Below are 24,122 nucleotides of genomic sequence, written 5' to 3'. Positions count from 1 at the left end.
CAGTATCAGTCTTCGCCGCGAACCAAAGGCATGGCATCAATGAGATCCTGAAGCACCTCACGCCCAACCGTTCCGAGACTCTCCCGCCCCCATCCCGTGCGAGCTGCTGTTCCGGACCAGACGATAGCGTTACTGCCAGAGCGTCTGACAATCATTGTCACGCCAACCGCGGGTTCGCTGTCGAAACCCGCCTTATAACGCCATTCTTCCACCGTTCCCGTGACGATAAGATCAGCCCCGTCCCGATCCGCCATGTCCATCGCTTCAGCCTGACGAGCCTGACTCTCATACATCAGTGGGTTCTGGTCTTCGGGCAAGTACAGCTCTACCCGGCCAGCCCCCTCCGCCCGCAGAATGGCAACCGCGATACTGGCGGCCCGGTCACCAGCCTGAGGGGTCTCCGAGAGATTCACAAAAGGCACAACCGCCACTTGCTCCGCCAGGCTGACAGGCGTGTCACCCGATTCCGTGATCAGGGTAGAACAACCGCTCAGGGCGACAAACAGTAGCCCCAGCAGCAGAGGTCGAAAAAGAATCATCGGTTTTCTCCCGCAGTTTTGAAAAACAAGGTATAGGTAACACGTGCGTCCAGCGAGCTGTCTCCACTCAGACTATCCGACGCATAACCGGCAGATAGCGCGATCTCGTCATCCCCGAATAGCGACCAGCTTACACCGCCGCCAAGCCCGTACTCGACGGTATCGGTGGAAAGAACATAGCCGGTGTTCACATCCAGGAACCAGCCTGGCTGAGCCTGTTGCTCGAGCAACGAGTGAGGTGAATGCTCTTGCCACCGCATACCGACAGACACGCGCTCGTAGTGTTCGGTGAGCAATTCACCGGTCTGGAGTGGTCGTTCAAACAGCGATTGCACTGCGCCTTCCAGGCGCTCTAGTCGATTCAGATCCTGCAACACATATTCCGCCCGTACACTCCAGTCCGGATAACGGCGAGCCACGAGATGACTACCGAACACCTCGAGCCGTTGTCCCTCCGCCACACTGCTTTGTGAACCGGCATCAAATGACAGTGATGCTAACCGCGCCCCAACGGTTGTTCGGCTGTCTGGCTGGTAAAGGCCCTCAAACGAAGTGCTGTCCCTGGAAACCAGCCACCAAGCTTCTGCCGAATCGGTCGAGCGCTCTCCCGAATGATACCCCACTGCCATCTGCCACCGGCCCAGTGGTTGGAACCGGGCCTCAAACCTGGTACTCAGTTCATCGCCGTCAAGACGCCCCACGTGCCCAAGCCCAGCGGTAAACAACCAATCTGTGGCGTTATTCTGAAGTTCAATCATGGCCTCGCTGGACGGTTCGGGAGCCTTCGTGAATCTCGTGTCGTCGCTGGTATCAACGCGGGCCGCTCGCCCGGTCAGCCGATAGCGTTCCGAACTGTAGTCCCACGCGCCGAACCAATGATTCACAGCCATGTCGCTGATGCGCTCCTGCTGCCAGCCCAACTGGGCAGCACGGTTCTCGGAACCAAACACCGGTTGCGCCCTGTATCCGGAGGACAACTCATCAGGGCTTCTTTGCCGTGACGGGGTTCTTGGCTCGACGCGTCGAGGAACCTGTCGAGCGGCGAGACGTCTGAGATGAAAAGCACTCGCCTGATCGCCAAGACTCTGGGCGAGACCCGCCTGCTCCTCAAGGGCGCGGGGCTCAACGGCATTCTCCGTTCGCCACTTCTGTAACCAATACCTGGACCGCTTATCCTGCCCAAGTGCCGAGTATCCATACGCAAGCAACGCATACTGTCGCTGCCCGGATTGTGATGACAGTTCTGTCAGAATGGCATTCAGCTTATCGCTCTTGCGCTGAGGTTCTGCCACCAACAGCCAGCCCCACGCGCTGAGGATGTCCTCGCTTCCAGGATTCAGACGCAGCGCCTGTCGATAGGCCTTCTCTGCGTCACCAGCCTTGCCCCGCTGCTCAAACAGTCGCCCCCGGAATGTCCAGTAAAGGCCATCCTGACGGTGGGCCGGGTCTGACCGCCACTGTGCCAGCGTACGCTCCAACGCCTCCCACTGCCCCGTATTCGCCTGTGCATCGGCAAGAATGGGAATGTAACGGGCATTCCCGGTACGTTGAAACCGGTAACGGGCGAGTTCCGCAACACGCTCATAATCCCCGAACTGCGCGGCCAGGCCGATCAGCCGATCCGCCACACCAGGTCCATGCTGCCGCCAGGAACCAGCCATCAATTGCGAATACTCAGCCCGAATCTTGTCGACATCCCCCAGCATAGTCAGAAGATCCAGCCGCATCAGCTCTGCCTCTGCAGCGAAATCCGGATTCTGGAACGATACCGACAGGGTTTCGAACGCCCGCTCTACGCGCCGGGTTCGCCAATACAGATTGGCCAGAACCAATCGGTCTCCCTCACTGAGCACATCCTGCCGCTCAAACAGGGCAATGGCGTCGAGATAACGATTGTTGTTAACGTACAACTGATACAGGCGGTCCTTGAACCCGGCGACGGAGGGATACTTTCGCTGTGCTTCCTCAAGCACCGCAACCGCCTTGTCCAGTTCCACCGCTCTGGTATAGGCATCACCAAGCACAAGGTAACCATCGGCCCCAAGCTCGCCTCTTGCCCTCGCCGTCTCGAGGGTTTTCACCAGTTCAGGCCAACGAAACAGTTCCTGAGCAAGCGCTGTTGCGCGCTGCAGTGCCTCGGGGTGACCGGCAGAAAGATAAAGCGACTGCCAGCGGGCCAGGGCTTTCTCCGGCTGCCCTCGCCACTCCCACACCCTTGCGGCCCAGATTCGATCCTCAACCACGGCCGCCGGCATCCCGGCAACGCGCTCAGCCGTCATTGCCGCCTGGGCCAGATCTCCCTGGCCCAACTGCAGGGCTCGCAAACGACGGAGTTCGGTGATATCGGCCGTATACTGTCGCATCAACGACTCTAGCCATTGTCGTTCGAGACCGTCTTTGCCCGCCAATCGGGCCAACTGAATGGCCTCTTGCAGTCCCGCGGCTCCCGGAGACATCAGATTCCGGGCCTGAAAGGTATCCAGCGCGCGGACGGGTTGACCTGAGGCAAGGTATAGTCGCACCAGTTCCCTGGCCGCTTTGCCCTGCTCCTCAGCGGGTAACTGGTCGATAATTCCGGCAAGGGTTTCCGCAGCGTCTGCCGGGTTCCCTGCAGCGACCTGAGCATGTCCTAGCGACATCACTAACCACAACCGGTCTTGCCCCTCCGCTGATGAGATCAACGTCGGCAGCAAACTCAGTTGCTCACCCGGCGTGAGCCAACCTAGCACCGTCTCTACGCTTCTGTGTACTCGGGGATGGGCACCTGCGCCCCCAATCAGCCGCTCAACCAGAACCAGCAGGTCAGCCTTTCGCTCAGCGCGGGTAGGCTCATCAGTCGCTGCCGCCAGTTTCTGAATGGCCAATGTCAAGGCCAGCTCCACGGCTTTCGGCGACACTGTCGGCTCATGGAGCAAGGGTCTCAACGTTGCCATGGCCTGTTCGGATTCACCAACATCCGATTGCATCTGTGCAAGCCGATAGCGCAACTCTTTATTATCGGAATCAGAATTCAGCAACACGGTGAGGTAAGCCAGGGAGAGCGCATCCGGCTCCTCAAGGCTGCCGATCTGGTCAAAAAACGCCTCCCTCGGGTGTACTACGTACAGCAACGCAATGGCCAGCACGCCCATCACCGCCAACGCCTGAACCCCAAACAGATTGGGACGGGAAGAGCTTCGCCTCACTCAGCTACACTCCACCACAACGTTCGACACCGCTTTACCGGACAACCTGAAAGCCACCGGGCTCAGGCGGGTGGCCGGGTGCTCACTTACCACTCGACAGGATTCAGCGCCACCAAAACGGAACTCCACCGGCACATGGCCATTTGCCGAGACAGTAACGCGCGAAGTCGCCCCGGAAACCTGCTCGCGCTCCCAACGGGTCAACCTGGCATTGGCAGACTCCAGATATACGCCCTGAGGGGCGACCTCACTCACCGCCAGCGCTGCGCCGGGGCCTGTGAGGTGAACGTAATGTCGCTGACCATGCCTGATGAAACCGGCAACTCCGGTGCTATTTTTCATATCCGGATACAGAGAATCGGGCAGTGTTACGGTCGTTGGCGTGTATACCCCTTTCCAGCGGTATACGCCATCGTCGTCCCTGGTCGTAACGCTGTAATAGCGGGCCTGGACCCGCGTTGCGTATTCGCTCAGGTATAGCGGTGAATTTGGTTTGTCCAGCGCATGCTGATAGACCTCATGAAGGGCCTTGATCGACTCCGGGTAGGTGCCGGAGTAAAAGTGATAATAGATCCCGCTGGGTTTCAACCGGTATGGGGCATCCAGCAGGTCGAAGCTCTCCCGGGCGTTACGATAACCATAGAACGGGCCTGTCCAGAGATCGGTGTAGACATTTTCGTTCAGCACGGGCGCATGAACCTGCAGCTCGTCCCCCACCAGGCGGGCATCCGGCCAGACCGCCGCGAGGGTAGAATCATATTTCAACGGCCGGGTATTGCCACCGTTGACGTTGACCAGACCCAACTCCCTCACCATTCGCAACGCCGTTTTACCGGGCCGGGCATCACCACTCCACAGAAAGACACGAACCGCTTTATCGTCAGGAGTCAGCTCGTTAACAAAGGCCACCGAACCCGGGATTTCCCTTTTCAGATCCGGTTCGTAACCCGGCACTTCCATGGCATATCCGTAGGCGGCCTGTTCGGCCGTCGGCGCTTCCCCACCTTCCATCATGCGCCAGAAAAACGGGTGACTGAACGTATGAGAAGCCACCTCGACATTCGGCTCCCGGAAAATCTGCCTCGTAGTCTCCAACGCCTCCCGACTCTCTGCCGGATAGACCCCGCGCTCCGAGACTTCCGCTTCGATGACGGAAACCGTATGGGGAATGGGATAGTGGCGGATGATCTTGTCCAGGATCACCTTGATGGCTTGCGGGGTTCCAGGCAGGTTAGCCCGGGAAACCGCTCCATCGCCGTCGATGTGGGCCGTGACGATGCGTCGACCGGCTTCCGTCGTTGCATCCACGCCAGGGTGAATCTCCGGCTTCAATGCATCGGCCATAAACCGTACCGGGTCAAACAGCCAATACGCCGCATTGTCTGGCCCTGGCTCAAACAAAAACGGGCTCAGCGCAACGCCCCCTTCCGGGCGAATAAATACCGGGGAGTAGGATCGCGCGTTCTTGTCCTCTATCAGAATCCATGGCTCATAGGTATCCATGGCGGGCGGCATCGCCAGAGGAACCCGCGCCGGCAGACGGCTACCTTCAAACCTGCCAACCGTCTCCTGAACTGCAGAAACCTGCAGCATCCCCTCCGGGACCCGCATGCGCTGGCCAGAAACGAGTCGCTGGCAGGCAGGAGCTGCGGGCATTAACCCCATTAAAACCAACGGCAACTGGTCTCGGACGCTATTACCCAGCCACTGACACAGGCGGTTATGAGCCGTGCCCGCTTCCCACCAGACAACCACGCCGTGATACCGGTCGAGCACGGGTTCGGATAAGGGAGGTTCCAGAGCAGAGCGGTATACCGGTACAAACCCGAGGTATTCCAGAATAACGCCCAGACGGCTGTGGGCCTGACTCTGATCCGCTTGCTGCGGCGGCAGGTCATGCAACACCAGCACTTGTCGGCGTATCGTCTCTGGCGACGTCGGGCCTAATCGATCCAGCGCCTGGTTGCTGACCACCGGCAAAAGGCCCCGATCGCGAAGACGATGGGCCGTTTTTTGAGCCAACTGTGGCGTCGCTGTGTAATCAATGGCAATAACGGGCTTTTCGGGATATCGAGCCGACCACTCGGCAATACGAGCATCCAGCCATTCCCGATGTTCCTCAGGAACCGGCCGATAGCGACCCGACTCTGGATCAAAGCCCTCGAAGTAGGACTCGAACGCCAGCGCATCCACCTGATCAAGCGCCCGGACCGGCAGATGAAAGCCGCGGTTAATAATCATGACAGCTTCAGGGTACCTATCTCGGATATCGGCAATCAGATCAGCCTGCGCTTGCGCGAAGCTCAATGCGTCTACCTTGCCGGCTTCCACCATCAGGTGACTATCGAGCGTGTCGAGAAAAACCCCTTCAAAGCCTCGCGTCAACGCCGGCACAACGCGCTTATCCACGAGAAACCGCCGGACTTCGGGTTTGCGGATATCCAGAATCACGCTCCCCCAGGCCTTGTTGCGACCAACGATCCAGGCCGGATCTACTTGCGGGAAAAGCGCGTGAGATTTGGCAATCTCGTCAACCGCAACGTACGCCAGGGGCGCAGTCCCTCCCCGGGAAAGCAGAGACAGCCGGGCATCTGTGGCCTGATCCGGTTGCAACACCAGCCAGTCGTAGGCAAAAAGTGGCCCTATCGGTGACTCGTGGCCATAGTAAAATCCAACATTTCTCGGACTCTCGGCGGATAAAACCGGCACATGGAAAAGGAGTGAAAGAACCGTCAGAACTCTGAAAAACGTCATGGAGGCAGCGCAACCAACAAGCCAAACAGGCAGCAAAGAAAGAAGGTGCCTAGGGTACCATGGGCTTGACAAAGGTCATACATCAAACGGCCAAAAAATGATCACCTGCATCAACAACCTACGAATGCGACGACCTGCTGACAAGATAGTCGGCCAGCGTTCGCGTCCAGTACCCCGGGAGCAGCTTGTTGGTAAACCAAAGCCCCCTGGCCCGCCAACCCGGAATAATCATAAACCGACGGCGATCGATACCTTTGCGGATCTGCGCCACGGCGACATTCAAAGGCAAGGTGCCGGCCATCAACTTCAGCGCTTCGGTTTGCCTGGGGCGATTCAAGCGCTCCGCCTCTACCATCGGCGTTTCCACTTCCGGAGGGCACACCACAGAGACATCAATGCCCCGCGTTGCCAGCTCGATGCGCAACACCTCAGCTAACCCCACCACTCCGTATTTGGAAGCACAATAAGCCGCGTAGCCATAACACCCCACCAATCCGGCCATGGATGCAACCAGAACCAGCTGCGAACCTGCTTTCAAATGGGGCAGGACACCGGCCACCACATTGCGCGTACCTACCAGGTTGATGTTGATCACCCGGGCATAGGCATCGTCGTCTATGGCCTCAAAATCGGCCGCAATGGCGATTCCCGCGCAGTGAATGACCAGATCTGGCGGTGAAGACTCCGCCGCGGAGGCAAAGGCCTCTCTCACTCCGCCCGGTTTGGTCACATCCATGGCGAATGTTCGAATGGATGCCGGCCCCGCTATGGCTGCCAACCCCTCCACAGCGGATTCCATGGGCTGGATATCAAACAGGGTAACCTCTCCCCCTGAACGCAGATAAGACCGCGCCAGTTCAAAGCCAATTCCGCTGGCACCACCGGTGATGTATACCTTCCTCGCAGACTTCTTCTGTACATTACCACCCGCCATACCACACGCTCCGCAAATCCTTGTTATCCCGCCAGCGTACCCCCGGCCAGCATAATCCTCCATGCCTTCAATGCCGGCCAATGCCCCGTGTTTGGCTATTGACGTAGCCGGTGCCGGTGTGATGCCGCCATCGTCCTATTTCCCGGGCCACGCGTTTATGAAACACTCTGCCCCTTTTGACGGAACCTCACAGATTAAGGACGCAACATGGCCGTAAAATCCGTTGCCCTGGTGGCACACGACAACAAGAAGAAGGAACTGGTGGACTGGGCGAACGAGAACCGCACCCGCCTTGCCCCGTTGCGTTTGTACGCCACCGGCACCACTGGCCGGCTACTGAGTGAAAGCCTCGGACGAACCGATCTCAACTGTCTGCTGAGCGGGCCTTTGGGGGGCGACCAACAGATCGGCGCCAAGATTGCTGAAGGTGAAATCGACCTGCTGGTATTCTTCTGGGACCCTCTCGAACCTCAGCCCCACGACCCTGACATCAAGGCCCTGCTGCGCATAGCCGCCCTCTGGAACATCCCCGTTGCCTGCAACCGGGCCACCGCAGAGTTCGTGCTGACCTCTGCCTATATGACCGACGACCAGCACCAGCCACAGAAGCCGGACTTCTCGGAATACACTGGTCGCAAAGTTCAGTAACCGAAAAAAACAGCCAGACGTCCAGATCGGAACTAACATGTAGGGACACCCTTGAAAGGAGCCGAGGGGAAAGACTATGGAAGCAATACGCCGATTACTGATCGCAGTGCTTGCCTCTCTGGCATTCGTTGCGCCCCATACGACGGCCAACGGGTTGCCGGCAGAAGTCAGACTGGCAACCATTGAGGGTGTGCCCAGCGCAACAGCCGCAAGGCAAATCCTGGAAATCGCCTACCAACGTTTGGGTGTCGGTGTCTCCGTGATGGAGGTGCCCACCAAACGCGCTCTTCTGCTGGCCGACAATGGCGGCCTGGATGGCGACCTCTACCGGGTTGATGCCGTCGCATCGAATTACCCAAACCTCGTGAGGGTTGAGTTCCCTCTTCTCCAGGGCAAGCTTCTGGCCGTTGTCCGGGAGACAGAAACCCACGACCTGCCACACTCACCCAAGAATCAACCTCTTCGGGTATCTGTACTCCGGGGGGCCATCATCGCCGAGGACAAAGCCAGAGAGCTCGGCATGGAGCCTATCCTTGCAGACGATTACGATCAGGTCCGCTCCCTTCTGGAGCTAGGGAGAGTTGACGTGGCTTTCGTCTCGGATGTTGAGGGCATATCACCGCTGACAAACGAACATTGGCATCGGCTAAAGCCGATCCGAAAGCCCGTGACGACTTTTACGTTCTACCACTACCTTAACCAGCGACATGCTGTGCTCGCTGATCAACTCGCCAAGGTGCTCGAACAACTTGAACGCGAAGGAATCAAAGCCGAAGTACTGGAGTCCCTCCGTCGACATCAACACAGCAAAAGCTGACTGAGCATCGGAAAACCGCCTTTAAGGATCCCACATTATGCCCCGATCATGGCCGCATCCACTGTTGGACATACTGCACGTAGAAAAACCCATCATCCAGGCCCCCATGGCTGGCGTTCAGGATTACCGCCTGGCAGCCGCGGTTACCAACGCCGGCGGCCTCGGTTCTCTGCCCTGCGCCATGCTCGGCCCCGATGCACTGAAAACAGAACTTCAGGCACTGAATGAAGCCACCCAGGGTGGCCCCTATAACCTCAATTTTTTCGCCCATACACCGCACGCCCCGAATGACTCGCAGGAGGCCGGATGGAGGCAGGCACTGGCGCCCTATTACCAAGAATTCGAGATAGATCCAGCCACCATCAGCAACGGCCCCGGCCGCATGCCTTTCAACGAAGAATCCGCAGCTATTGTTGAAGCCTCCCGCCCGGCAGTGGTGAGCTTCCACTTCGGGCTACCAGAGCCGGCATTGCTGGATAGAGTCCGGCAAGCCGGGGCAAAGATATTCTCTACCGCCACGACTGTGGAGGAAGCCATCTGGCTGCAACAACACGGCGCAGACGCAATTATCGCCCAAGGGTTGGAAGCGGGCGGTCATCGAGGGATTTTTCTTACGAAGGACATGACCACACAAATGGGCACCTTCGCCCTGTTGCCTCAGATTGTGGACGCCGTGAACATTCCCGTTATCGCGGCCGGTGGCATTGCAACTGCAGAGGGAGTACAGGCCGCGTTGAAGCTTGGCGCAGCGGCAGCGCAGATTGGCACGGCGTTTATGCTGTGTCCCGAGGCAACCACCCGCCCCCTGCACCGGCAGGCACTCAAAAGCCCGCAGGCCAGGCATACCGCCCTGACAAACCTGTTTTCCGGAGGCCCTGCACGGGGCATTGTTAACCGGGTAATGCGAGAACTCGGGCCAATATCAGAGCTCGCACCGGCATTTCCACTGGCAACCAACGCCATCGCACCACTCAGGGCAGCGGCTGAAGCCGCAGGATCCGGTGATTTTTCACCGTTATGGAGCGGACAGAATGTAAGTGGGTGCAGGGAGGTTTCGGCGGGGGAGTTGGTGAAACAGCTTATGCTTTAACTGGAAGGTTTGTCTGCAGCCAGGTAAACGGCGGTCTCCCACCACACATCGGAACGGTTTAACTGATCGGCCCGAGGTGAATCCGCCAAAGGCACCGACATAACCGCGCGACGAAGAGCAAAGCTGTCCAGCTCGGCCTTGGTGACTTCATAAAACTGCCGTTCACCATCCCCCGGCCCATGGCGCAGGGTGATCACCAGCATGCCGGACGGCGCCAGCAGCTCAGTCAGAATCCAGAACGCCCGCTCCCGGTGTATGGGGGGCAGGTGCATCCAAACGGCAGACACTAGCACCAGATCAAACCGGTAACTGAGTTTGCGGATCTCGCTCAGATCCGGCAGGGCATCATCCACCCACTGGATACTGCGGTGAGCCGTTGCCGACTCGCCCAGCCGGCGCAACTCTACAGCGGGTTCCACCGCCACCACGTCCCAGCCAAGCTCCGCCAATGCCAGCGCATCGCGGCCACTGCCGGCGCCCACATCCAGCGCGAGGCCGGTTACATTATCCAAATGAGGGAGCCAGTGGCTATGGACCTGTTCGAAGGTCAGGGACTGGTATTGGGTGAAGAATTTTTGGGCGTTTATGTTGTATGTAACAACGGTCATTAACGCGACCTCCGCGGTCGACTCAATGAGAAAGCAGCTTGGCTTGGAATAACTGAGAGCGTTTTATTTCGCGAATTGTCATATGAATATTACTCGGTCAAGATAGCTCCACCTACTTGAGCTTGCAGTCTTAGAGGATTCTTTATGCCAAGGGCAGATCGTTGGAGCAACGAAGAAATAGCACTTACAGTGGCAGATTACATGAAGATGTTGACCCTCGAGCTTGCAGGTCAGCTGTATAACAAAAGTGCCCACCGCCGAAAGCTACTAGAGAACCTCAATAATCGCAGCAATGCTGCTGTTGAGCTGAAGCACCAGAACATTAGCGCAGTACTCCGGGATTTGAATTGCTTTTGGATACCTGGCTACAAACCCAGAAGTAACTATCAAGAAGCGCTCGCGATTTACGTTGAGGACTGGATTGCTTCACATCCAGAATTCGATCGTATCTCCCAAGCAGCTGTCGAACAGCCAGCAACCGTTCCGAGCTCAGTAGAGTTTTCTAGACTTGTCGTTGAGGCACCGTCGACATCTGCAGAAATCAGGGAGCCATCATCCGCGTACCATCCACAGCGCGCAGCCTCCCGAAGAGACTATGTTGCGCAGGAGGCCAGAAACTCAGCTCTAGGAAACGCGGGCGAGTTACTGGTACTTGAATACGAAGAGTATCGCCTCAGATCTGCGGGCGAAATCACTTTAGCAAATCGTATAGAACACGCTTCTCAATCTAAGGGAGACGGACTGGGTTACGATATCCTATCGTTCGAAACATCTGGGAAAGAACGATTCATTGAGGTCAAAACTACGGCATTTGCGAAAGAAACTCCGTTTTATGCATCTCGCAATGAAGTTTCGTTTTCGTCCGACTTCCAAAGCCAGTTTCAGCTATACCGCCTTTTCGAATTTCGGAGATCTCCCAAGCTATTCTCATTGAAGGGTTCAATCAGCGATCATTGCCATATGGATGCCGCCAATTTCCTCTGCAGGTTGCGATAGCCTATAGCAAATCGGACAACCAAGCCGCCCCCCTCACCCCACTGGAATCTCCATGGGCGGCTTTCACAATCGACGTATCACACTCACCCCCAAACACATAGCTCGAAAGCTTTTCCGGCAGTCTCCGATAGATCTGTTCCGCATTACTCATGCCGCCACCCAGCACGACGATGTCCGGATCCAGCACGTTGATAACGGCGGCCAGGCCCCGGGCCAGGTGCTCCAGATATTGCTTCAGGGTTTCGGTGGCTTGCGGGTCGCTATTTCGTGCGTTTGCAACAATGGTGTGGGCGGGCAGTTGCTGTCCCGTGTGCAGTTTGTGAGTGAGTGACAACCCGGTTCCGGAAAGAAAGGTTTCGTTGCAGCCATACCGGCCACAAAAGCAGGGGCGCTGTTGCAGTTCAGCTTCCGGTGTCCAGGGTAACGGGTTATGGCCCCATTCGCCGGCTACGCCGTTGGGGCCGGTCAGCAGCTGGCCGTTCACGGTGATGCCTGCGCCACAGCCCGTGCCTAGTATGGCGGCGAATACCGTGTGGTGGTTGCGCCCTGCTCCGTCTGTGGCTTCGGAAAGCGCCAGGCAGTTAGCATCGTTGGTCAGGGTTACGGGCCGTTGCAGGAGTTCACGAAGGTGTTGCTGCATGGGCTGGCCGTTCAGCCAGGTGGAGTTGGCGTTTTTAATGCGGCCGGTTTTGCCCGAAACGCTGCCGGGTATGCCTATGCCCACGGGTATTCCGGTGGTGCCGGCGTGGGCTTCGGCCTTTTGTACCAGGGCGTGGATGGTTTGCAGGGTGGCTTGATAGTTGCCGACGCTGGTCGGTAAGCGTTGGCGATAATGCTCCTGGCTATGCCGGTCCATCAGGATGACTTCGGTTTTGGTGCCCCCCAGATCGATGCCTATCAGCCAGTTGCTTCCCATGCCGCACTCTTTGTTCAACGGTTTCCCAGAAAATACGGTGTTATTAGCGGAAAGGGAACCCGGTATTTTTATGCGTTTTCTTTCTGATAAAAGCTCGGGTTATTCATCAAGCTCTTAACCATTATCGAAAATCCCTGTTTGCCTTGATATCCGTCACTGCCTATCATCCCGCCCCCTTTAACGCACCAAATAAGGGCATGAACAGGCAGTATGGGACGCAGGAACGAGCAACTCCGCTGGCAACTGGCCAAAGGCCTGGTTCAGGCGCTGCACCTGGAGCGCCTGGCGAGCACGTACAGCCGTACCACGGTGATGGCGGTGTTCAACCTGGTTAATGGCGGGTTCAGTATTGCTTTGGTGTCGTTTGTGGCGCTGGTTACGCAGGAGGCTTTCATTTTCCCCTCCCTCGGTGCCACGGCTTTTATTCTGTTCTATGTGCCCATGGCGCAACCGGCGTCTCCCAGAAACACACTCTGCGGGCACCTGATCGGCGCTCTGATGGGCTTGCTGGCTCTGTATATTTTCGGGCTGCAGGGTCAGGCTTCGGCATTCATGACCGGCGTTGATCTGCCCAGGGTGGGTGCGGCGGCATTGTCGCTGGGACTTACCAGCTGCCTGATGGTGGTGTTTCGGGTTGCTCACCCCCCGGCCGGTGCCACGGCACTGATCGTTTCCCTGGGCCTGATGCCCAATCCGGCGCAGTTGCCAGTGCTCATGGCGGGGGTGGCGTTGCTGTTGGTCCATGCCTTTGTGATGAATCGGCTGGCAGGTATTCCCTATCCACTCTGGTCGGCCAGCACCGGTTCCACTCCCATTCGGCAACAGGCACCAGCGGCCGATTGAGACTTACTTCTTCACCCATTTGCCGTTGATCAACACAAACTGGCCTGCAGGCGTTCTTTCAATGGCTTTCTGACCGGCCACCGTCTCTACCTGAGTCACCGGAATGTCGTGTTTTTCGGCAATGCGGGTGTATTCGCCCCTGCGGGCCTGGTTAATGGCTTTCACCACAGCCTGGGCATCGCCTTCTGCGCGCACTACGTCCAGGTAGCCGGTTGGCGTTTCCCCCACCAGGCCCTGCTGTTTAGCCGTGTCCAGTTTCTGTTTCGCTTCTTCCAGCCCCATGGCCAGCGCCGGTATTGCTACGGCGAGCGCCAACACAAAGGCGCCCAGTTGTATCAGTCGTTTCATACTCAACCCCTTGGTCAGCCGTTGGCATTGTCCGGTGTTACTCAGAACAGCCCCTGTTCGCTGAACAGTTCGTCTACTTCTTTGTCCACCTTCACGTAGATCTCGTGCTGAATCTTTACGTTCAGGTTGACGGTAATCGGTTCTTTTGGTGCCGCCATCTGCACAGTGGGTGTGCACGCAAATAGCGCCAGCGGCAACATTAAAACCAGCAATGTTCTGGCCGCCAGTGGCCGGCACCAACGCCATAGATTTGTCATGGCACTGCCTCCTGCCCGGATTGTTGTAACCGTTCCCGAACCCTTTCGGTCACGGCTTCGTTCACTCTGCCACTCAGCTGAAGGCTGGTTAACAGGGCGGGGATATCCTCTTCAAGATTGATGTTGAGCACAACCGGCTGCCCGCCACGAAGATCCGGATTCTCACCTTCCAGCCTCAGACCGAGCGCCAATTTTCCCTCTTCATCGTAGTCTATCGTGCTCTCCAGCACCGAATAGTGAAAGTTTTGCAAAGCTTGCACCACCAGATCCATGGCATCGCTGCTACCCAACATGGCCTGCAGTCGCTCGGCCGGCATGATGAGTTTGCCACCGGGCGATACCGCCCTTAGTGCGCCCTCGTCTACTCGCACACCAGCGTCGGTCACCGCTACCGGAATGCGGCCTGTCAAGGTGCCAGTGCCTGAGAAGCCCTCTGCCGGATACGCCTGCAGCAGTCGCTCCAGCGAAAGATCGTAGACATCAATGGGAACATGCCAGGGACGATTCGAGAGGTCCACAGTGCGCGGCGCTACGCGAAGCCGGCCACCCAGAAACTCGGCTGTCGCCTGCTGAACGGCAAGCTGCCCCCTGAGCGGCGCAGCCAGGTTCGCTTCGTAATCCGCCAGGAGCTGAATCGGCCCAATGCCGATTCCGGAATCGACTTCGCCTATCCGGATGTCTCGCAGGGCGGCGGTTAATGTGTCCGCTTCCAGGGCAAACAACAGGCGCCCACTCAGGTTGGTGAGCGCCGTACGGTCCATTACCCCGGACACATCCTTAAAATCCAACCAGGCATCCGCCGCCAGTGGTTGATTGGACTCCACCCTGAGATTTGCCTGAAGTGTCAGTTCACCGTTGTCCAGCGAGAGCAATTCCGGCCAGTTCAGGAGCGTGGCCGCAAGCGCCTCTCCGGCTTTCTGCGCAGCCATGGTCGTGCGGATGTCGGCTGTAAAGTTGCTCTCCGACCCGCTACGCAAGACGAGATTGGCTGTCAGGCCGGAGCTGGCATTCAGCGTCCCTTCAAGTTCCAGATCTGCCAGCGTTCCGCTCGCCTTGCCCTGAAACCACCAGCGTTGGGGCTTCAGGCTCGGGTGGCGGACTTCCGCTACGTCGATGCGCACATTTCCGGAGATGCGGGTGCGTTCCGGCATAGCACCCGGGGCGCCAAGATCAACGGTTACCTCGGTATCCGCGAGATTCAGCTGGACATCAATTAACTCTGCGGGGGTGCTTCCGGATTGCCGGGCAATGCGGGCTATTGTCAGCCGGGACCCCGGGCGGAAGGTAACGCCGACCTGCTTGTTACTTGCTTCAACGGAATTGACGATATCTGCGTGAATGCCCGTCGCTGTCCAGCCGGCGATTTCATAGTCAGGCAGCGCCAGGTCCATCCGACCTTGCTGGAGCGAGAACGTCCATGGCGTGGCATTTGCCTGAGAGAGTGTCAGGGTACCAGCCACCACAGCAACCAAACAGAACCAGAGGGCCCGAAAGAAGCTGGCTGGGGATCTTGGCGGTGGCAGTATCATCCAGTCGTTCCGATAAATTGGATTACTCCATGCAGGTATAGAGAGCCGGATTTAGGATACTACGGAGGCAGGGCTGATAATATTTCGTGTTAGACTCCACTCCGAATTTTTCTGTATCCGGAATACGATGACTTCTGAACAAGCCACCACCAAGGCCCTGTCCCGTCGCTTCTGCGTTGCCCCCATGATGGACTGGACCACCCCGCACTTTCGTTACCTGGCCCGCATCCTCAGCAAGCGGGCGCTGCTTTATACGGAAATGGTCACCACAGGTGCGCTCATCCATGGCGATACCGAGCGTTTTCTGCGCCACGATGTTTCAGAGTATCCGCTGGCGCTTCAGCTCGGCGGCAGCGACGCTAACGAGTTGGCCCATTGCGCGCGGCTGGCGCAACAGTTCGGATTCAGCGAGGTTAACCTGAACGTGGGTTGCCCCAGCGACCGGGTGCAGAACAACATGATCGGCGCCTGCCTGATGGGTCATCCAGACAAGGTAGCAGAGGGCGTGGCCGCAATGATTGAGGCCACCGACCTTCCGGTTACGGTAAAGCACCGCATCGGCATTAACGGCCGGGAATCCTGGGAGGAGCTGTGCGAGTTTATTGAAACCGTGTCAGCAGCCGGCTGCAAAACGTTCATTGTGCATGCCCGCATCGCCGTTCTTGAAGGCTTGAGCCCGAAGGAGAACCGCGATATTCCACCGCTCAAATACGACTGGGTGTATCGTCTGAAACAGGCCTATCCGCACCTGGAAATCATCATCAACGGCGGCATCAAAACCTTCGGGGAATGCCACGAGCACCTGGCCCACACCGATGGTGTGATGCTGGGGCGAGAGGCCTACCACAATCCCTGGCTGCTGGCCGAGGTAGACGCTGAGCTTTTCGGCGAGCCACCGGCCGTTACCAGTCGCCATGAGGCGCTCCGGGCCATGTTCCCGTTCATTCAGCAGGAGCTGGACCGGGGCGTGTACCTCACCCACATTACCCGCCATATCATGGGCCTGTTCCTCGGGCAGCCGGGCGGCCGGCAATTCCGCCGTCACCTGAGCGAGAATGCCAACAAACCCGGCTCCGGGCTGGAAGTGGTCGAACAGGCGCTGGCGAAAGTCAGAGAACCGGAACCCAGTTTGGAAACCTGATCGCCACCATACCTTTTGTTGTCTTGTTACTGTCGTAAGCTGCCGTTATTGTAGGAGTTAAAAGGGCATTGTGGATGAATGCCCGAATAACACCGAACCATCGGGATGACAGGACGAATGAACAGCAAACTCGAACAGCTTAAAACCATGACCACGGTTGTGGCCGACACCGGCGATATCGACGCTATCCGGCAGTGGCGCCCGGAAGACGCCACCACCAACCCTTCTCTGTTGCTGAAGGCCGCGGCCTCTGAGGCGTATCGGCCCATGCTGGAAAAGGCCGTGGCCCATGCTGCACAACACGGTGGCTCGGATGCCGAACAGCTGACGGTCGCAACAGACATGTTGGCGGTGCTGGCCGGCAAGGAAATTCTCGGGCTGATTCCGGGCGTGGTCTCCACCGAGGTAGATGCCCGGTTGTCCTTCGACACCTCAGCCACTCTGGAACGTGCCCGCCGGCTGGTGGATTTTTACGACCGCCAGGGTGTGGATACCAGTCGTGTTCTGATCAAGATTGCCTCCACCTGGGAGGGTATCCGCGCAGCAGAGCAGCTTGAGAAGGAAGGCATCCGTTGCAACCTGACGCTGCTTTTCTCTTTTGTGCAAGCAGTGGCGTGTGCCCAGGCCGGCGCCCATCTGATCTCACCGTTCGTGGGCCGTATCCTCGACTGGCACCTGGCCAGCTCCGGGCGCGACAGCTATCCGGCCGAGGAAGATCCTGGCGTACTTTCGGTTTCACGCATCTACAATTACTACAAGGCCAATGGCTTCAATACCGTAGTGATGGGTGCCAGCTTCCGCAACACCGGCGAAATCGAAATGCTGGCCGGCTGCGACCGGCTCACCATTAGTCCGGCACTGCTGCAGGAGCTGAAGGATGATCAGGGCACTCTGGCCAGGAAACTCAACCCGGAGACGGCTTCCTCGCCCGACAAGCCGGGCCAGATTAACGAGAAGCAGTTCCGATGGGAATCCAACGAAGACGCCATGGCCACCGAAAAGCTGGCTGATGGCATTCGCCGTTTTGCGGCAGACCAGATCGAACTGGAGCACCGGGTCCGCCAGCTTGCGCAGGCGGCCTGACATTTGTTGAAACGAAGTAACTGACCATGATCGAACGCCTGAAGAAACTGTTTTCCGTTGCCGAGTCAGAACCGGTCGAGCCGGATACACATCAACTGGCCGTGGCAGCCACCGCCCTGATGGTGCAACTGTCACGGGTCGATAACCAGGAAGATGAGCGGGAACTGAAGACCATTGTCGACTGTGCGGTGAAGGCTCACCAGATTACCCGGGAAGAGGCTGAGGAAATCCTGCACGATGCCCTCGCCCACGCCGAAGACGCCACATCGTTGTATCAGTTTACCGGGCAGATTAACGATCATCTGGATCAGCAACAGAAGCAGTCCCTGTTGGAGAGTATCTGGCGGGTTGCCTTTGCCGACGGCCGTATCGACAAATACGAGGAACACCTTATTCGCCGCATGGCAGACCTGCTGCATCTTAATCATCGCGAGTTCATGCAGGCCCGGCACCGGGCGGAAGAATCCGCATCCTGATTCAAGGAGATTCCATGTTAGCCATTCTTCACCCCAACACCGCGCTCGATAGTGAAGCCTATCGCCAGACCATGGAATACCTGGAAAACCTTCCGGGCGTCAGTATCCGGGTACACGAAATTCAGGGTGCCAGCCAGCGACTGACCGAAATCTACCTGCTGGGCGACACCAAATCCCTGGAAAAAGCAGAAATTGAAGCCCTGCCGGCGGTGGAGCGCGCCATCCGGATTTCCGAGGATTACCGGATTCTTGGGCGCCACAAGGATGACCAACGCCAGAGTGGGTTTACTTATAACGGCGTGGAGTTCAGCCAGAACAACCTGAACATTTTCGCCGGCCTTTGCGCGGTGGACGTACCCGAGCATGTGGAAATGATGCTGCAGGCGCTGGAAGACAACGGTGAGGTATGTACCCGAATGGGTGCCTACAAGCCGCGCACCAACCCCTACTCCTTCCAGGGCCACGGCAAGGGCTGCCTGCCCTGGGTGTTCGAGAAAGCAGGCAAGCATGGCATCAAGGTGATTGCCATGGAAATCACCCATGAAAGCCATATCGAGGAAATCGACACCTGCCTGGAAAAACTCGGGCGGCCAACCGGCGTGATGCTGCAGGTAGGCACCCGCAACACCCAGAACTTCGAACTGCTCAAGGCCATTGGCCGGCAGAGCACCTACCCGGTGCTCCTCAAGCGTGGTTTCGGTATCACCCTGAATGAATCCCTGAACGCAGCCGAGTATCTGGCCAGCGAGGGCAACGCCAACGTCATCTTCTGTTTACGCGGTATGAAAACCGAGGCCGGCCTGCCCCACCGCAATATGGTGGATTTTGCCCATGTGCCTGCGGTAAAACGCCTGACCCGCATGCCGGTGTGTGTGGACCCATCACACTCCGTGGGCAGCCGGGACCAGTCACCGGATGGTATTCTTGATGTGATGCACGCAACTGCACAGGGCGTCATTGCCGGTGCAAACATGGTATTGGTGGACTTCCACCCGAAACCGGAGAAAGCTCTGGTAGACGGCCCGCAGGCGCTTTTGATGAGCGAACTGCCAGCCTACCTGGAAGATATTCGCCTGTGCCACGAGACCTGGAAGAAACGCCAGGCCATCTACCAACGCCTCAGGGAAACTACAGCAGAATGATCGTTTATGGTCACCGTGGAGCCAAAGGAGAGGCTCCGGAAAACACCATGCCTGGCTTCATCCATGCCCACCGGCATGGTATCCGGCATTTTGAGCTGGATCTGGTGCTGTCTAAAGACGGCATCCCGGTACTGGTGCACGATCTGACCGTGGACCGCACCACCGGCCAGAAAGGCAGTGTCGGCAAGTATACCGCCGCCGAACTGGCCGAGATGGATGCGCGCCGCAATACCAGCTCATGGTCCCGGAAAACCGGCATTCCCTCGCTGGAGAATCTGCTCGATCAGTTTGATGACATTGAGCACCTTCAACTGGAAGTGAAAAAGGATGCACGGCACAGGCTGAACATCCTGTGCAATCGCCTGACCGAGATCATCCAGCGCCGGGATTTGTACCAGACGGCCGCCATCACCTCGTCCGATCCCTGGTTTCTGCGAGAAATCCGGCGGCGCGACAAAAACATACGCATCGGCCTGGTGGCCGAGCGCAAGTTTCCCAAGCCACTGAACCTGGCCACCCGGCTGGGCTGCGAATATTTCTGCGTGAACTGGAAAATACTGACCAAAGGCATGGTCGAGACGGCACATCGGCGGAACATGCATGTCTCTACCTGGACGGTTAACCGTATCCACGACATGCTGCTTCTGGAAGAGATGGGGGTCGACAGTATTATCACCGATTACCCCACCAGCACCCGTATGTTTTTCGACAACCGGGCCAAGGCGGTGTTGAACCTGCCGATCCGGGAAACCTCACCAGAACCCGCCTGATGCAGGGCTCTGGTGGGCAACGGTCTGATCAGAAGATACGGTTCAGGCCGTTCAGGGCAGCTACCCGATAGGCTTCCGCCATGGTCGGATAGTTGAAGGTGGTATTGATGAAGTAGTTCAGGGAATTGGCTTCCCCTTCCTGGTTCATAATGGCCTGGCCGATGTGAACGATCTCAGCGGCCTGGTCACCAAAGCAGTGTATCCCCAGAATTTCCCGGGTTTCCCGGTGGAACAGAATCTTCAGCATGCCCACAGCTTCGCCGGTAATCTGCGCCCGCGCCAGATCCTTGAAGAACGCCTGGCCGACATCGTATGGCACTTTGGCTTCGGTCAGTTCGCGCTCGGTTTTACCAACTGAGCTGATTTCCGGAATGGTATAAATGCCGGTAGGCACGTCGTCCACAAAGCGGAAATACTCGTCCTGGGTAATGTCAGACGAGGCCGCCCTCCCCTGGTCGTAAGCGGCACTGGCCAGGCTTGGCCAGCCAATCACATCGCCGGCAGCATAGATATGCTCGACTTCCGTACGGTAATGCTCGTCTACCGCCAGCTGGCCCCGGCTGTTCGGTGTCAGGCCCACGTTCTCAAGCCCCAGATTCTCGGTATTGCCGCTACGGCCATTACACCACAGGAAGGCATCGGCCCGAATCTTCTTGCCGGATTGCAGTGACAGTACAACGCCGTGATCGTCACCTTTCACGGATTCATACTGCTCATTGTGGCGAACCAATACACCGTTGTTACGCAGGTGGTAACTCAGGGCATCGGAAATTTCATCATCCAGGAACGACAGCAAGCGACTGCCCGGGTTGATCAGGTCTACCTTCACACCCAGTCCAGCAAAGATGGAGGCGTATTCCGAACCAATGACACCGGCACCGTAGATAATCAGGGTACGCGGGGTGTGGGACAGATTCAGAATGGAGTCTGAGTTGTAGATCCGATGATGACGGAAGTCGACATCGGGCGGCAGGTACGGGCGGGAACCGGTGGCAATGATGGCCTGCTTGAAATGGATGGTTTCCACAGACTTGTTGCCACGGATTTCCAACCGGTGCTTGTCGACAAATGCGGCACGGCCGTTGATAAGGTCTACCCGGTTACGGGAATAGAACTGAGTGCGCAGCTTCACCTGTTTGCCAATCACCTTCTGGGCGTTCTGCAATACCCGCGGAAAAGAGAACCAGCGCGGTTCACCAATGTCCCGGAACATCTGGTTGGTGTTGAAGGTGATGATCTGCTTGACCGAGTGACGCAGTGCCTTGGACGGAATGGTGCCCCAGTGGGTGCAGTTACCGCCAACCGTAGGCTTGTCTTCAATGATGGCGACGCGCCTGTTGTGCTTCGCCGCATTCATTGCCGCCCCTTCTCCCGAAGGACCGGCGCCAATAACCACCACGTCGTAATGATGCTCTGCCATGCGCGCACTGACTCCTTATCTACACTCTGAAAGCGTAGCTATAGTTATTAATGTATTGTTGGCCTGGAGCGGTTATTTGTCGGCCTTGGTGGCATCGTATGCCAGGTCTTCCGCTTTTACTGGCTCATCCGAGCCGCTCCGGCTCTCTTCGCATTTCTGGGTATTGCCCCCGCAAATCTCACAGGAAGTACTGATTCCCAGAGCGCCAATACCACCGCAGGTTCCGCTGATCGGCTTTCGACCGAAAATCACACCGATCGACATACCGGCAATCAGCAGCACCACAATAAACAACACCAAAAGAAAGGTACCCATTACTGCCCTCCTTTACTGGACAAGGTAAGACGAGAACGCCGGTGTTTGATGGGTTTCAAAGCCGTTGTCTCCCCTCACAATAAAAAATGCGGGAATGTTTTCACGGGTTGCCAGGCCCATGGCCTTGTCAAAACCCATCACATTAAAGCCGGTTGCCAGAGCATCTGCCGTCATACAGTCATCTGCAATAACCGTAACCGATGCCAGTCGATGACCAATCGGCTTTCCCGTCTCAGGGTCTATTGTATGGGAGTACCGCTGGCCGTTCGATTCGTAATAGTTACGATAATCGCCGGACGTGGCCATGGCCTGAGCATCCAGCGCCACCACACTATTTACTTCCCGGCCCTGCTCTATCGGTTGCTCAATAGCCAGACGCCAGGCGGTACCGTCCGGCTTGCGTCCATTGGTACGCACTTCGCCGCCCACTTCCACAAGGTAAGCGCCAACACCTTCACTGTCGAGGTAACGGGCCACCGCATCCACGCCATAGCCCTTGGCAATACCCGACAGATCAATGTACTGGGGTTTCTCGCTGCGAATGGCACTGGCCAATTCATCGAACTCCAGGTGCTCCCAACCGGTGCCACCAAGTACGGTGTTCAGTTCATCGTCGGAGGGTATCTGTTCAGGCCGCGCCTTGGGCCCAAACCCCCAGAGATTCACTACCGGGCCAATGGTCACGTCGAACGCCCCACCCGTCAGTTCAGCAATCTCGACTGACCGCCGGATAACCTCGAACAATGCCGGCGAAAGCTCAATCCACTCCGACTGGTCCCGCAGACTGTTCAGTTGAGACAGCTCGGAATCCGGCTTCCAGGTCGACATGGCATTGTCCACCTGATCCAGCGTGCTCTCGATGCCCTTGGCCAGAGTCTGAAGCCGTTGCTCATCTTCTGGCAATACGACGTTAATGTGATAGGTCGTCCCGAAAATCCCGCCAGAGATCTCCCAGACTTTTTCTTCTTCCTGAAACGAACAACCCGCCAGGGTGGCCAGAGCCAGCGCCATAAAGACGCTGACCACGGCTACCCTGGCGGGTCGAAACATGCGGGATGTCATGCGGTCTGATTAACCTCCGAAGTCATCCAGCATGATGTTCTCGTCCTCTACACCAAGATCTTTCAACATCTTGATCACAGACGCGTTCATGATTGGGGGTCCACACATGTAGAACTCACAGTCTTCCGGAGCAGGATGGTCCTTCAGATAGTTTTCGTACAACACGTTGTGGATAAAGCCCGTAGGGCCGTTCCAGTCATCGGTTGGCAGGGGGTCTGAAAGCGCCACGTGCCACTCGAAGTTGTCGTTCTCTGCAGCCAGACCGTCGAAGTCTTCCACATAGAACATTTCGCGTACGCTACGCGCACCGTACCAGAAGCTGATCTTGCGCTTGGAGTTCAGGCGCTTGAGCTGGTCGAAGATGTGAGAACGCATCGGCGCCATACCGGCACCACCACCGATGAATACCATTTCCGCATCGGTATCCTTGGCGAAGAACTCACCAAACGGCCCCATCACGGTAACCTTGTCGCCCGGCTTCAGGTTGAACACGTAAGTGGACATGATACCCGGCGGATGGTCGGTACCAGGAGGTGGCGTGGCAATACGGATGTTGAACTTGAGAAGACCTTTTTCTTCCGGGTAGTTCGCCATGGAGTAGGCCCGGATGGTTTCTTCCTTGTTCACGCCCTTGTAGCGCCAGATATCGTGCTTGTCCCAGTCTTCGTGGAACTCTTCCTCGATGTTGAAATCCTTGAACGGAATTTCATACGGAGGACACTCCAGCTGCACGTAACCGCCGGCGCGGAAGTCCACTTCCTCGCCTTCCGGTAGCTTCAGTACCAGTTCCTTGATGAAGGTGGCCACGTTGTGGTTGGAGATAACCTCACATTCCCACTTCTTCACACCGAAGAACTCTTCAGGCACTTCGATCTTCATGTCCTGCTTCACAGGAACCTGGCAGGACAGACGCCAGCCTTCTTTTTCTTCGCGGTTGGTGAAGTGGGTCTTTTCCGTGGGCAGCATGGCGCCACCGCCGTCCAGAACCTTGCACTTGCACTGGGCACAGGTACCGCCACCGCCACAGGCAGAGGACAGGTAGATGCCGCTGTTGGCCAGAGTACCCAGCAGCTTGCCGCCAGCGGCGGTCTTGAGCGTGTGCTCGGGGTCGTCGTTGATCTCAATGGTCACGTCACCGGTGCTTACCAGCTTGGAGCGGGCTGCGAGGATAACCGCAACCAGCGCCAGAACGATAACGGTGAACATGACCACGCCGAGAATAATTTCTGTATTCATGGTCTCGCCTTTT

23 protein-coding genes are annotated in these 24,122 nt (G+C 57.4%); 10 read left to right on the top strand and 13 right to left on the bottom strand.

Annotated features, from left to right (window positions below; all coding sequences use genetic code 11):
* Positions 1 to 5: 5 nt before the first annotated feature.
* From Q674_RS38380 to Q674_RS38365, 4 genes are all read right to left on the bottom strand, one after another.
* Positions 6 to 539, bottom strand: a complete 534-nt coding sequence (locus Q674_RS38380; RefSeq protein WP_023009908.1) for a hypothetical protein — start codon at positions 537 to 539, stop codon at positions 6 to 8.
* Positions 536 to 3,724, bottom strand: coding sequence for a tetratricopeptide repeat protein (locus Q674_RS38375; RefSeq protein WP_031210463.1), 3,189 nt, complete (start codon positions 3,722 to 3,724; stop codon positions 536 to 538). The genes Q674_RS38380 and Q674_RS38375 overlap by 4 nt, the downstream gene beginning before the upstream one ends.
* Positions 3,725 to 6,340, bottom strand: coding sequence for an endo alpha-1,4 polygalactosaminidase (locus Q674_RS38370; RefSeq protein ID WP_227501258.1), 2,616 nt, complete (start codon positions 6,338 to 6,340; stop codon positions 3,725 to 3,727). It lies immediately after the preceding gene.
* Positions 6,341 to 6,596: 256 nt separating this feature from the next.
* The gene (locus tag Q674_RS38365) at positions 6,597 to 7,412 is read right to left on the bottom strand and encodes an SDR family oxidoreductase (RefSeq protein WP_023009905.1); all 816 of its coding nucleotides are present in this window, start codon (positions 7,410 to 7,412) and stop codon (positions 6,597 to 6,599) included.
* Between the two features lie 207 nt (positions 7,413 to 7,619).
* Here Q674_RS38365 and Q674_RS38360 point away from each other — a divergent pair, with 207 nt between their 5' ends.
* From Q674_RS38360 to Q674_RS38350, 3 genes are all read left to right on the top strand, one after another.
* On the top strand, positions 7,620 to 8,060 hold the full coding sequence (locus Q674_RS38360; protein ID WP_014421098.1) for a methylglyoxal synthase: 441 nt from the start codon (positions 7,620 to 7,622) through the stop codon (positions 8,058 to 8,060).
* A gap of 76 nt (positions 8,061 to 8,136) precedes the next feature.
* Entirely contained in the window at positions 8,137 to 8,877 is a 741-nt protein-coding gene (locus Q674_RS38355; RefSeq protein ID WP_023009904.1) for a hypothetical protein, read from the top strand.
* A gap of 37 nt (positions 8,878 to 8,914) precedes the next feature.
* Entirely contained in the window at positions 8,915 to 9,967 is a 1,053-nt protein-coding gene (locus tag Q674_RS38350) for an NAD(P)H-dependent flavin oxidoreductase (RefSeq protein ID WP_023009903.1), read from the top strand.
* Here Q674_RS38350 and Q674_RS38345 read toward each other — a convergent pair.
* Positions 9,964 to 10,575 carry a class I SAM-dependent methyltransferase gene (locus Q674_RS38345; RefSeq protein WP_023009902.1) on the bottom strand — a complete coding sequence of 204 codons (612 nt, stop codon included), beginning with the start codon at positions 10,573 to 10,575 and terminating at the stop codon, positions 9,964 to 9,966. The genes Q674_RS38350 and Q674_RS38345 overlap by 4 nt on opposite strands.
* A gap of 144 nt (positions 10,576 to 10,719) precedes the next feature.
* On the opposite strand from Q674_RS38345, the gene Q674_RS38340 reads away from it, so the two are divergent.
* Positions 10,720 to 11,571 carry a DUF3883 domain-containing protein gene (locus Q674_RS38340; RefSeq protein WP_023009901.1) on the top strand — a complete coding sequence of 284 codons (852 nt, stop codon included), beginning with the start codon at positions 10,720 to 10,722 and terminating at the stop codon, positions 11,569 to 11,571.
* A gap of 1 nt (position 11,572) precedes the next feature.
* Here the strand turns inward: Q674_RS38340 and Q674_RS38335 are convergent, their stop codons facing one another.
* Positions 11,573 to 12,487 (bottom strand): ROK family protein, encoded by a 915-nt coding sequence (locus tag Q674_RS38335; RefSeq protein ID WP_023009900.1) that lies wholly within the window; start codon positions 12,485 to 12,487, stop codon positions 11,573 to 11,575.
* 210 nt (positions 12,488 to 12,697) lie between these two features.
* Here Q674_RS38335 and Q674_RS38330 point away from each other — a divergent pair, with 210 nt between their 5' ends.
* Positions 12,698 to 13,330 (top strand): HPP family protein, encoded by a 633-nt coding sequence (locus Q674_RS38330; protein WP_023009899.1) that lies wholly within the window; start codon positions 12,698 to 12,700, stop codon positions 13,328 to 13,330.
* A gap of 3 nt (positions 13,331 to 13,333) precedes the next feature.
* On the opposite strand, the gene Q674_RS38325 is transcribed toward Q674_RS38330, so the two are convergent.
* The 3 genes from Q674_RS38325 to Q674_RS38315 are packed head-to-tail and all read right to left on the bottom strand — an operon-like array spanning position 13,334 to position 15,464.
* On the bottom strand, positions 13,334 to 13,678 hold the full coding sequence (locus tag Q674_RS38325) for a YdbL family protein (protein ID WP_023009898.1): 345 nt from the start codon (positions 13,676 to 13,678) through the stop codon (positions 13,334 to 13,336).
* A gap of 41 nt (positions 13,679 to 13,719) precedes the next feature.
* Positions 13,720 to 13,935: a YnbE family lipoprotein gene (locus tag Q674_RS38320; protein ID WP_022992281.1), complete on the bottom strand. Its 216-nt coding sequence runs from the start codon at positions 13,933 to 13,935 to the stop codon at positions 13,720 to 13,722.
* A complete protein-coding gene (locus Q674_RS38315; RefSeq protein ID WP_031210460.1) occupies positions 13,932 to 15,464 on the bottom strand; it encodes a YdbH domain-containing protein in 1,533 nt (510 codons plus the stop codon). The genes Q674_RS38320 and Q674_RS38315 overlap by 4 nt, the downstream gene beginning before the upstream one ends.
* 127 nt (positions 15,465 to 15,591) lie before the next feature.
* Here Q674_RS38315 and dusA point away from each other — a divergent pair, with 127 nt between their 5' ends.
* The 5 genes from dusA to Q674_RS38290 all read left to right on the top strand — a co-directional run bounded on the left by dusA (position 15,592) and on the right by Q674_RS38290 (position 20,076).
* Positions 15,592 to 16,605 (top strand): tRNA dihydrouridine(20/20a) synthase DusA, encoded by a 1,014-nt coding sequence (dusA, locus tag Q674_RS38310; RefSeq protein WP_023009896.1) that lies wholly within the window; start codon positions 15,592 to 15,594, stop codon positions 16,603 to 16,605.
* 117 nt (positions 16,606 to 16,722) lie between these two features.
* Entirely contained in the window at positions 16,723 to 17,688 is a 966-nt protein-coding gene (tal, locus tag Q674_RS38305) for a transaldolase (protein ID WP_023009895.1), read from the top strand.
* Positions 17,689 to 17,714: 26 nt separating this feature from the next.
* On the top strand, positions 17,715 to 18,164 hold the full coding sequence (locus Q674_RS38300) for a TerB family tellurite resistance protein (RefSeq protein WP_011785394.1): 450 nt from the start codon (positions 17,715 to 17,717) through the stop codon (positions 18,162 to 18,164).
* A gap of 14 nt (positions 18,165 to 18,178) precedes the next feature.
* Positions 18,179 to 19,306: a 3-deoxy-7-phosphoheptulonate synthase gene (locus Q674_RS38295; RefSeq protein ID WP_014421087.1), complete on the top strand. Its 1,128-nt coding sequence runs from the start codon at positions 18,179 to 18,181 to the stop codon at positions 19,304 to 19,306.
* Entirely contained in the window at positions 19,303 to 20,076 is a 774-nt protein-coding gene (locus tag Q674_RS38290) for a glycerophosphodiester phosphodiesterase (RefSeq protein ID WP_011785396.1), read from the top strand. Before Q674_RS38295 ends, Q674_RS38290 begins: the two co-directional genes overlap by 4 nt.
* A gap of 28 nt (positions 20,077 to 20,104) precedes the next feature.
* Here Q674_RS38290 and sthA read toward each other — a convergent pair whose 3' ends face one another.
* From sthA to nqrF, 4 genes are all read right to left on the bottom strand, one after another.
* Entirely contained in the window at positions 20,105 to 21,496 is a 1,392-nt protein-coding gene (gene sthA, locus Q674_RS38285; protein ID WP_011785397.1) for a Si-specific NAD(P)(+) transhydrogenase, read from the bottom strand.
* Between the two features lie 72 nt (positions 21,497 to 21,568).
* The gene (gene nqrM, locus Q674_RS38280; protein ID WP_011785398.1) at positions 21,569 to 21,811 is read right to left on the bottom strand and encodes a (Na+)-NQR maturation NqrM; all 243 of its coding nucleotides are present in this window, start codon (positions 21,809 to 21,811) and stop codon (positions 21,569 to 21,571) included.
* 12 nt (positions 21,812 to 21,823) lie between these two features.
* Entirely contained in the window at positions 21,824 to 22,873 is a 1,050-nt protein-coding gene (locus Q674_RS38275; RefSeq protein WP_031210459.1) for an FAD:protein FMN transferase, read from the bottom strand.
* A gap of 9 nt (positions 22,874 to 22,882) precedes the next feature.
* The gene (nqrF, locus tag Q674_RS38270; RefSeq protein ID WP_014421084.1) at positions 22,883 to 24,109 is read right to left on the bottom strand and encodes an NADH:ubiquinone reductase (Na(+)-transporting) subunit F; all 1,227 of its coding nucleotides are present in this window, start codon (positions 24,107 to 24,109) and stop codon (positions 22,883 to 22,885) included.
* Positions 24,110 to 24,122 lie beyond the last annotated feature (13 nt).

It is taken from the genome of Marinobacter sp. EVN1, assembly GCF_000475375.1.
Lineage (GTDB): Bacteria > Pseudomonadota > Gammaproteobacteria > Pseudomonadales > Oleiphilaceae > Marinobacter > Marinobacter nauticus.
Note: the sequence above shows the minus strand (reverse complement) of the source record. Positions and strands in the feature narration are given on the sequence as shown.

Coding starts and splice junctions, on each gene's coding strand:
- Q674_RS38325 (WP_023009898.1), bottom strand. CDS start 13,678: ATGAAACGACTGATACAACTGGGCGCCTTTGTGTTGGCGCTCGCCGTA.
- Q674_RS38295 (WP_014421087.1), top strand. CDS start 18,179: ATGTTAGCCATTCTTCACCCCAACACCGCGCTCGATAGTGAAGCCTAT.
- Q674_RS38365 (WP_023009905.1), bottom strand. CDS start 7,412: ATGGCGGGTGGTAATGTACAGAAGAAGTCTGCGAGGAAGGTATACATC.
- nqrM (WP_011785398.1), bottom strand. CDS start 21,811: ATGGGTACCTTTCTTTTGGTGTTGTTTATTGTGGTGCTGCTGATTGCC.
- Q674_RS38355 (WP_023009904.1), top strand. CDS start 8,137: ATGGAAGCAATACGCCGATTACTGATCGCAGTGCTTGCCTCTCTGGCA.
- sthA (WP_011785397.1), bottom strand. CDS start 21,496: ATGGCAGAGCATCATTACGACGTGGTGGTTATTGGCGCCGGTCCTTCG.
- Q674_RS38300 (WP_011785394.1), top strand. CDS start 17,715: ATGATCGAACGCCTGAAGAAACTGTTTTCCGTTGCCGAGTCAGAACCG.
- Q674_RS38350 (WP_023009903.1), top strand. CDS start 8,915: ATGCCCCGATCATGGCCGCATCCACTGTTGGACATACTGCACGTAGAA.
- Q674_RS38360 (WP_014421098.1), top strand. CDS start 7,620: ATGGCCGTAAAATCCGTTGCCCTGGTGGCACACGACAACAAGAAGAAG.
- Q674_RS38380 (WP_023009908.1), bottom strand. CDS start 539: ATGATTCTTTTTCGACCTCTGCTGCTGGGGCTACTGTTTGTCGCCCTG.
- dusA (WP_023009896.1), top strand. CDS start 15,592: ATGACTTCTGAACAAGCCACCACCAAGGCCCTGTCCCGTCGCTTCTGC.
- Q674_RS38320 (WP_022992281.1), bottom strand. CDS start 13,935: ATGACAAATCTATGGCGTTGGTGCCGGCCACTGGCGGCCAGAACATTG.
- Q674_RS38340 (WP_023009901.1), top strand. CDS start 10,720: ATGCCAAGGGCAGATCGTTGGAGCAACGAAGAAATAGCACTTACAGTG.
- nqrF (WP_014421084.1), bottom strand. CDS start 24,109: ATGAATACAGAAATTATTCTCGGCGTGGTCATGTTCACCGTTATCGTT.
- Q674_RS38335 (WP_023009900.1), bottom strand. CDS start 12,487: ATGGGAAGCAACTGGCTGATAGGCATCGATCTGGGGGGCACCAAAACC.
- Q674_RS38275 (WP_031210459.1), bottom strand. CDS start 22,873: ATGACATCCCGCATGTTTCGACCCGCCAGGGTAGCCGTGGTCAGCGTC.
- Q674_RS38315 (WP_031210460.1), bottom strand. CDS start 15,464: ATGATACTGCCACCGCCAAGATCCCCAGCCAGCTTCTTTCGGGCCCTC.
- Q674_RS38290 (WP_011785396.1), top strand. CDS start 19,303: ATGATCGTTTATGGTCACCGTGGAGCCAAAGGAGAGGCTCCGGAAAAC.
- tal (WP_023009895.1), top strand. CDS start 16,723: ATGAACAGCAAACTCGAACAGCTTAAAACCATGACCACGGTTGTGGCC.
- Q674_RS38345 (WP_023009902.1), bottom strand. CDS start 10,575: ATGACCGTTGTTACATACAACATAAACGCCCAAAAATTCTTCACCCAA.
- Q674_RS38330 (WP_023009899.1), top strand. CDS start 12,698: ATGGGACGCAGGAACGAGCAACTCCGCTGGCAACTGGCCAAAGGCCTG.